Source organism: Aeromonas sp. A35_P, assembly GCF_002259925.1.
GTDB lineage: Bacteria > Pseudomonadota > Gammaproteobacteria > Enterobacterales > Aeromonadaceae > Aeromonas > Aeromonas dhakensis.
Genome location: NZ_NEVB01000124.1, coordinates 1 through 5,197 on the forward strand (window position 1 = coordinate 1; position 5,197 = coordinate 5,197).

6 protein-coding genes and 1 pseudogene are annotated in these 5,197 nt (G+C 65.5%); all 7 read left to right on the plus strand.

The window, feature by feature from the left end; translation table 11 throughout:
* Positions 1-9: 9 nt before the first annotated feature.
* Positions 10-627, plus strand: a pseudogene (locus tag CAK78_RS09015) (hypothetical protein); the annotation flags it as partial.
* Complete coding sequence (locus tag CAK78_RS09020; RefSeq protein WP_094697062.1) at positions 624-953, plus strand: hypothetical protein; 330 nt, start codon at positions 624-626, stop codon at positions 951-953. The pseudogene CAK78_RS09015 and the gene CAK78_RS09020, both read left to right, overlap by 4 nt.
* Before the next feature lie 155 nt (positions 954-1,108).
* Positions 1,109-1,747, plus strand: coding sequence for a pyridoxamine 5'-phosphate oxidase (pdxH, locus tag CAK78_RS09025; RefSeq protein ID WP_005298871.1), 639 nt, complete (start codon positions 1,109-1,111; stop codon positions 1,745-1,747).
* A gap of 38 nt (positions 1,748-1,785) precedes the next feature.
* A complete protein-coding gene (locus tag CAK78_RS09030; protein ID WP_094697063.1) occupies positions 1,786-2,400 on the plus strand; it encodes a glutathione S-transferase family protein in 615 nt (204 codons plus the stop codon).
* Complete coding sequence (locus CAK78_RS09035; RefSeq protein WP_094697064.1) at positions 2,400-4,034, plus strand: GNAT family N-acetyltransferase; 1,635 nt, start codon at positions 2,400-2,402, stop codon at positions 4,032-4,034. The genes CAK78_RS09030 and CAK78_RS09035 overlap by 1 nt, the downstream gene beginning before the upstream one ends.
* A gap of 32 nt (positions 4,035-4,066) precedes the next feature.
* The gene (locus CAK78_RS09040; RefSeq protein ID WP_094697065.1) at positions 4,067-4,576 is read left to right on the plus strand and encodes a GNAT family N-acetyltransferase; all 510 of its coding nucleotides are present in this window, start codon (positions 4,067-4,069) and stop codon (positions 4,574-4,576) included.
* 318 nt (positions 4,577-4,894) lie between these two features.
* Positions 4,895-5,197, plus strand: a 303-nt coding sequence (locus tag CAK78_RS09045) for a transposase (RefSeq protein WP_141214098.1), incomplete at its 3' end; no start/stop codon positions are given.

Genomic DNA, 5,197 nt, shown 5'->3' on the forward strand with positions numbered 1-5,197 from the left:
TGAGAACACAGCCTAGCCACCATGGTGGACGACGGCAGCCGGCCGCTGTTTCGCTTCGTCTCCCCCACCAGCTCACCGGAGCGGATCCTGCCGAGCCTGCCCTCCCTGCTGTCGGGCACGCTCGCCAAGGGCGAGGCCTGGCCCACCACCAACCGGGATCTCAACTTCCGGCTGACGGTGCGTGATGGCAAGGGCGGTGTCGCCAGCGACGACATGAAGGTGCAGGTGGTCAATACCGGCAGCGCCTTCCGGCTGACTGCGCCGCTTGGGGTCTCCTTGACGCCGGGGGCAAGTCAGGTGGTCGGCTGGGATGTGGCGGGCACCAACCTGGCACCGATCAGCTGCAGCAAGGTGGACCTGTTCCTGACCCAGAACGAGGGAACCAGCTGGAGCAGCCAGGCGGTCAGCCAGCCCAACAGCGGCTCGGCCACCGTAACCCTGCCGGCGGATCTGGCCAGTGCTGCCCGTCTGAAGGTGGCCTGCAGCGACAACATCTTCTTCGCCATCAGCCCGGCCAAGCTGCCGGTCGTCCAAAGCGGCGGCAGCTCGGGTGGTGGCGGCGGTGGCGCCCTCGGTCTCTGGACCCTGGCGCTGGCCCTGCTGGGCTGGCAGCGGAGGCGCGGATGAAGGCGGCCTGGCTGTTGTTGGCGTCCCTGCTTGGCGGCTGTCAGGCCGATGCCGATACCCTGGAGCAGGCGGTCAGCGCCAGCCTGGCCAAACAGGATTACCGGCTGATCGTGCGGGCCGGGCGCGGCGAAGTGGCGCCCGGCATAGCGCCGGAGCAGCAGGCTTCGGCAAAGGCCCGCTGCGGCGTGCGCTACCTGGAGGGGCTGGGGGATGTCATCAAGCCAGGTCAGCAGGAGGCCCAGGCCAAACTGGCGGCCTACGCGGCCGACTACAACCGGCGCATGCTGGCGCACTGCCCGTCACAACCGGCGACGGATCGGCAGTGAAGGTGTGAGCGTTGAGGTCAATAGAGGGAGGCGCGAGCCTCCCTCTTTTTTGCGGCCGCCATTTGCCGGTCACAAGGCTTGTACCCATGGCGTGCTCGTCGCACAATGCCTGCACGCATGGCCGCATGGGCGGCAAAGAGAGAAGGAAAATCAAGATGATGGATGTAGCCGATCTGCGCCGCGAATACACCCGGGGTGGACTGCACCGGGCCGATCTGCCGGCCGAGCCCCTCGCCCTGTTCGAGAAGTGGCTGGCCCAGGCGTGCGAAGCCAGGCTGACCGACCCCACTGCCATGGTGGTGGGCACCGTCGATGCCGACGGCCAGCCCTGGCAGCGTACCGTGCTGCTCAAGCACTACGATGCCGAAGGCATGGTGTTCTACACCAACATGGGCAGTCGCAAGGCGCATCAGCTGGAGGGCAACCCCCGCATCAGCCTGCTCTTCCCCTGGCACACCCTGGACAGACAGGTGCATGTGACCGGCCGGGTGGAGAAGATGAGCACCTTCGAGGTGATGAAGTATTTCCACAGCCGTCCCAAAGACAGCCAGATCGCCGCCTGGGTCTCCAAACAGTCGACCCGCATCTCGGCGCGCGGCGTGCTGGAGGCCAAGTTTCTCGAGCTCAAGCAGAAGTTTGCCAATGGCGAGGTGCCGCTGCCGAGTTTCTGGGGCGGTTTTCGGGTGCGCATCGACACGGTCGAATTCTGGCAGGGGGGCGAGCATCGCCTGCACGACCGCTTCTACTACACCCGCGAAGGGGAAGGGTGGCACATCGAGCGGCTGGCGCCCTGAGTGCCCCGCGAGCCCTCTGCTGCTGACAAGGAGTCTGTATGCGTCTGTATGGCGATCTGAAGTCCGGTAACTGCTACAAGCCCTGGCTGCTGGCCCGCTGGCTTGAGCTGCCCCTCGAATGGGTGCCGGTGGATGTGCTGGCGGGAGAGACCCGCACCCCCGACTTTCTGGCCCTGAACCCCAACGGCAAGATCCCGGTGCTGGAGCTGGCCCAGGGCGACACCCTGGCGGAGTCCAACGCCATTCTCTTCTACCTGGCGCAGGGGTCGCCCCTGTGGCCGGCCGCGCCGCGTCAGCAGGCCGAGGTGCTCAAGTGGCTGTTCTTCGAGCAGTACAGCCATGAGCCCTATATCGCGGTAGCCCGCTTCATCGTTCACTATCTGGGGCGGCCGGAGTCCCAGGAGGCGCGCCTCGACGGGCTCAAAGCCGGCGGCGAGAAGGCGCTGGAGGTGCTGGAGCAGCAGCTCAAGCAGAGCCCCTACCTGTGTGGCGAGGCGCCGACCATCGCCGACATCGCGCTGTACGCCTACACCCATGTGGCGGAGGAGGGGATCTTCTCGCTGCAGGGCTGGCCCGCCATCCGAGCCTGGATTGCCCGTATCGAGGCGCATCCCCGCCACCTGAGTCTGCCTGCTGCCTGTCAGGCCGGCTGATGGAACTGCTGATCGAGCGCGCCCTGTGGCAGCCCCACTGGGCGCCGGTGTTGCAGGCCTGGCAGCGGCAGGGTCATGGCTGGCAGTTGCTGCAGAGCAAGGTCGATGAGCGTTTGCCGAGCGATACCGGCGGACTCTGGTCCTGTTGTCCGCCCGATGGCGTGTGTTCGGCCAGCGCACTGCTTGCCGCCTGGCTGGACGGCGATCTGCCCGGCCAGCAGGCCGTTGATCCGAGCCGGCAGATCCTTGTCAGCGGCTCGACCTCCCTGTTGACCCTGGCGCGGGAGGAGGGGCTGCTGACTCTGGGGGGGCTGGGGGCCGATCTGGCGCTGACGGCGCAGGACGATCTGGGCGCCGTGCTCAACCGCCTGCTGGCCCGCCGCCTGACGGTGCCCGTGCTGGCCGAGCCTCCCTCCCGGTCGGAGCCCGCCCTGCAGCTGCGCCCCCTGCTGGCGCTCGATGAAGCTGAGGTGGTGCACTATTGCAGCGATGCGGCGCTCGCTCGCTACACCCTCAACATTCCCCACCCCTATCCGCCAGAGGCGGCCCGCGACTGGCTGGCCGGCTGCTGGCGCAAGGCGGCGCTCGGATTGGGTTGGAGCTGGGCACTGACCCTGCCGGCAGGCGAGGGCCAGGCGCCGCTGGTGGGGGTGATCTCGCTGCACTGGAACGGCGAGCTGGCCTGGTGGGTGGGCGTGCCCTGGCAAAATCGCGGGCTGGCGACCCGGGCCGCCCGGCTGGTGAAGGCCTTTGCGTTCGACCGGCTGCAGCTGCCGGTGCTCACCGCCCGCCACATGCCGGACAACCATGCCTCCGGCCGGGTGATGGCCAAGCTGGGCATGCGCTATTGCGGCCGACGGGCATTGAGTGGCCAGCGTCAGGGCTTGAGTCAGAGCCAGAACGAGGTGAGCTACTGGCAGCTGGCGCAAAGCCTGACGCTGGCGGCGCCGGTCGAACGTCAGCTGGCCTCCCTGCTGGCCGATGCGCGGGTGGTGGCAGCCATCCTGCAGACACAGGTCGGGGAGGGAGCGCCGCAGCGGCTGGCGCTGTTCATGACAAGTCGGGATGGGGCAGAAGGGGGCGAGCCCGCCGCCGCGCCGCCACGCTCCCTGGATTCTGACGGGCCGCTGGCGGTGGAATACTACGAGCAGGATGCGTTGGCGCAGGCCGAGCCCGAGCAGCTCCATCTGCTGCGCGGCCTGCTGCTGAAAGACGCCGAAGAGCAGGGACTGGACTACCTGTTGCAGCTGGCCAGTCTGCAGCGCCAGGGGCCTGTGTTGCTGACCCTGGCAGAGCGGCGCCAGCGCTTGCGCTGGCTCGCAAGTGAGGAGCGCAGACTCGCCCTGCTGGCTGCTGAGCCGCTCACTCATCGCTATCATCTGCTCGACTTGCTGGTGGCCTTGCCCGCCCTTCTCGACGAGCTGGCCGGTCGCTGGCATCGGGATGCCGACGACACCCTGGCCTGGCTGGCACGGGCCGAACCGTCGCTGTTCAACGCCTATCGAACCGCCATCACCCGCCTGCAACCGGCCGATCTGCACCTTCTGCTGGCGTTGGTGGCAAACCGTTTTCCTGAGTTCACCCTCCCATTTCTGGACAAAGATGCTCAAGAAGGTGGTCTGTTTGTGGAATAATGCCCGCTCTGCTGTACGAGGAGTAACGCTGTATGCTGAGAACCGAGCGCCCTGGTGACATGCTGCCGGTCTATGACCTGGTGAGCGCCGCCTTTGGCCGTACCGACGAGGCCGAACTGGTCAACCGCCTGCGCGAATGCGGCGCCGCCGTGGTGACCATGGTCGAGGAGGAGGAGTACGAGTTCATGGGGCACCTGATGCTGAGCCCGATCACCATTAACGGGGTGGAGGGACCCTGGCTTGGTCTCGCGCCCGTGGCGGTCCACCTGGATTGGCAGGGGCAGGGGATCGGCTCGGATCTGGTGCGCGAGGGGCTGGATACGGCGCTGGAGATGGACTGGAAGGCGGTGGTGGTGCTGGGTGACCCGACCTATTACAGCCGCTTCGGTTTTCGCCCCGCCAGCGAGTTCGGCCTGCACTGCATCTACGAAGTGCCCGCCGACTGCTTCATGGCGATGGAGCTGCAGGAAGGCGGTCTGGCCGGCGTGCAGGGGGAGGTGCTCTACCACCCGTTGTTTGACGAGTTGCCGGAAGAGCAATAAGCCACGCAAACGGCAGCCATGGGCTGCCGTTTTGTTATCTGAACGCGCTGCAGATGCAGTGCCTCTCCCTACGAATTGTCGATGGTTTTTCCTTCCCCACCTCAACCTCATCGTTGCGGATCGTATTCACGAGCACACCGGTGAGCTAATGCCACTTTGCTCCGTGCCGGGATATATAGTGCGTACCACCTTTATCTGGAAATCATGGTGCTGCCCTGCAGCCTGATGGCACCTTGCTGCATTTTTTCTAGGGAAAGTGCGAAAAAGTCCTTGATGTGAGATCATGAACCCCACTTGGCATCAGGGATGAGGTTCAGCATGAGTCACCAGCTCACCTTCGCGGACTGCGAGTTCAATGGCAAACGCCGTAAAACCCGTAAAGAGATATTCTTGGCTCGCATGGAGGCTGTGCTCCCATGGCCAAGGATGCTGGGGGTCATCGAACCCGTCTATCCCAAAGCTGGTAACGGGCGTCGTCCCTACCCACTCGATACCATGCTCCGCATTCACTGTATGCAGCAGTGGTACAACCTCAGCGACGGCGCCATGGAGGACGCACTCTACGAAATTGCCTCAATGCGTCTGTTTGCCAAACTCTCCCTGGACCAGGCTATCCCTGAC

What these genes read in the sequence shown, in the direction of transcription:
- CAK78_RS09020 (WP_094697062.1), top strand. Translation starts at nt 624, where the DNA reads ATGAAGGCGGCCTGGCTGTTGTTGGCGTCCCTGCTTGGCGGCTGTCAG.
- pdxH (WP_005298871.1), top strand. Translation starts at nt 1,109, where the DNA reads ATGATGGATGTAGCCGATCTGCGCCGCGAATACACCCGGGGTGGACTG.
- CAK78_RS09030 (WP_094697063.1), top strand. Translation starts at nt 1,786, where the DNA reads ATGCGTCTGTATGGCGATCTGAAGTCCGGTAACTGCTACAAGCCCTGG.
- CAK78_RS09035 (WP_094697064.1), top strand. Translation starts at nt 2,400, where the DNA reads ATGGAACTGCTGATCGAGCGCGCCCTGTGGCAGCCCCACTGGGCGCCG.
- CAK78_RS09040 (WP_094697065.1), top strand. Translation starts at nt 4,067, where the DNA reads ATGCTGAGAACCGAGCGCCCTGGTGACATGCTGCCGGTCTATGACCTG.